Genomic DNA, 1748 nt, shown 5'->3' on the forward strand with positions numbered 1-1748 from the left:
ACCCTCGTTGGCGTGATACTCGTCGGACAGCAGCCAACAAATCTTCTCCGGCAGCCACCGCGGCACCGTAACCGCCAGCGCGCCACCCGGTTTCAGAATACGGATGAGCTCACCGATGGCGCGGTCGTCGGCGGGCACATGCTCGAGGATCTCTGAGGCGACCACACAGTCGAAACTGCCGTCCTCGTAGGGCAAGTCCAACGCGTCGCCCTTGACCACCTCGGCACGCGCGCAGGCCGGTACCTCGCCGGCATCCTGCATCGCCTGCATGATCGCGTCCACGTTGTTCAGTTCGGCCGCGTCCTGGTCGAACGCGATCACGTCGGCACCACGTCGGAATGCTTCGAACGAGTGCCGCCCGGCACCGCACCCGACGTCGATCACACTGGTGCCCGCACCGACTCCGAGCCGGTCGAAGTCGACGGTCAGCACTGGCTCACCCGCGCGCACGCACGTTCGTAGACGGCCACCGTCTGTGCGGCCACCGACTCCCAACTGAACACGTCGAGTGCGCGCTGACGGCCGGCGGCGCCGAGGCGGCGACGTTCGTGCGGCGAGTCCAGCAGCCCGCCCAACGCGGCGGTCAGTTCGTCGACATCAGCCGGCCGCACCAGCCGCGCGCACAGGTCGTCTGGGCCAACCACCTCGGGCAGCGCCCCGGCCCGGCTGGCCACGATCGGCGTACCGCTGGCCATCGCCTCCACCGCCGGCAGCGAGAAGCCCTCGTAGAGCGAGGGAATGCAGGCAACTTCGGCCGAGGCCAGCAGGCCGGCCAACTCGGCGTCGGTCAAGCCGCTGGTGCTGTGCACGATGTCGGAAATTCCGAGCTCGGCGATGAGCTTCTCGGTCGGCCCGTTGGGCTCGAGCTTGGAGACCAGCTGCACGTCCAGGTCGCGTTGCACGCGCAGCCGCGCCACCGCATGCAACAGGTGGCTGACGCCCTTGAGCGGCACATCGGCGCTCGCGATGGCGATGATCCGGCCCGGCACCCGGTGCTCGGCCGGCTTGAACACCTCGGTGTTGACGCCCAGCGGAACCACCTGCAGCTGTTCTGCCGACACCCCGAAGTCTTCGGCGATGTCGACGGCCGAGGAGGACGACACCGTGAGCAGCTCCGGTATCTGTCGCGCGACCTCCTTCTGCATCTCGGCAAAGCCATACCACCTGCGCACCAATGGCTTTCGCCACCAGCGGGCGGCGGCGACGTCGAGTACCCGGTCGCGGGTGATCGGATGATGCACGGTGGCCACCACCGGTAGCCCAGACTCGACGATGTCGAGCAATCCCGGCCCCAGGCACTGGTTGTCGTGGACAACATCGAACTCGTCACGACGATCAGCCAGGATCCGGGCCGCCCGCATGCTGAAGGTCCGTGGCTCGGGGAAGCCCGCTGTCCAGGTGGCCAGCAGTTCAAGCAGGTCGATCCGGTCGCGGATCTCGCTGGGCCGGGGCACCCGGAACGGGTCGGGTTCGCGGTACAGGTCCAGGCTGGGCACCTTCGTCAGCCGCACCCGGGAATCCAGGCCGTCGGGGTAGGGCTGGCCGGAGAACAACTCGACGTCGTGGCCGAGTTCGACCAGGCCGCGGCTGAGGTGGCGGACGTAGACGCCCTGACCACCACAGTGAGTCTTGCTTCGGTAGGACAACAGTGCGATGCGCATGCTCAGCTCACTTCGATTCCCGGGCGGAGCAGCCCACAGCAGTGCGCACTAGCGGCGAGATCCGAGATCGTCGGCCAGAGTCGGGGC

Annotated in this window: 2 protein-coding genes; both read right to left on the bottom strand. The window is 67.8% G+C overall.

Going from position 1 to position 1748, the window contains the following annotated elements:
• Window positions 1–432: class I SAM-dependent methyltransferase (locus ACN269_RS33830; RefSeq protein WP_421477282.1), on the bottom strand; the 432-nt coding region annotated here is incomplete at its 3' end.
• Entirely contained in the window at window positions 426–1661 is a 1236-nt protein-coding gene (locus ACN269_RS33835) for a glycosyltransferase family 4 protein (protein WP_421477284.1), read from the bottom strand. The genes ACN269_RS33830 and ACN269_RS33835, both read right to left, overlap by 7 nt.
• Window positions 1662–1748 lie beyond the last annotated feature (87 nt).

Source organism: Micromonospora sp. WMMD736 (genome assembly GCF_049179015.1).
Classification (GTDB): domain Bacteria; phylum Actinomycetota; class Actinomycetes; order Mycobacteriales; family Micromonosporaceae; genus Micromonospora.

Coding starts and splice junctions, on each gene's coding strand:
- ACN269_RS33835 (WP_421477284.1), bottom strand. CDS start 1,661: ATGCGCATCGCACTGTTGTCCTACCGAAGCAAGACTCACTGTGGTGGT.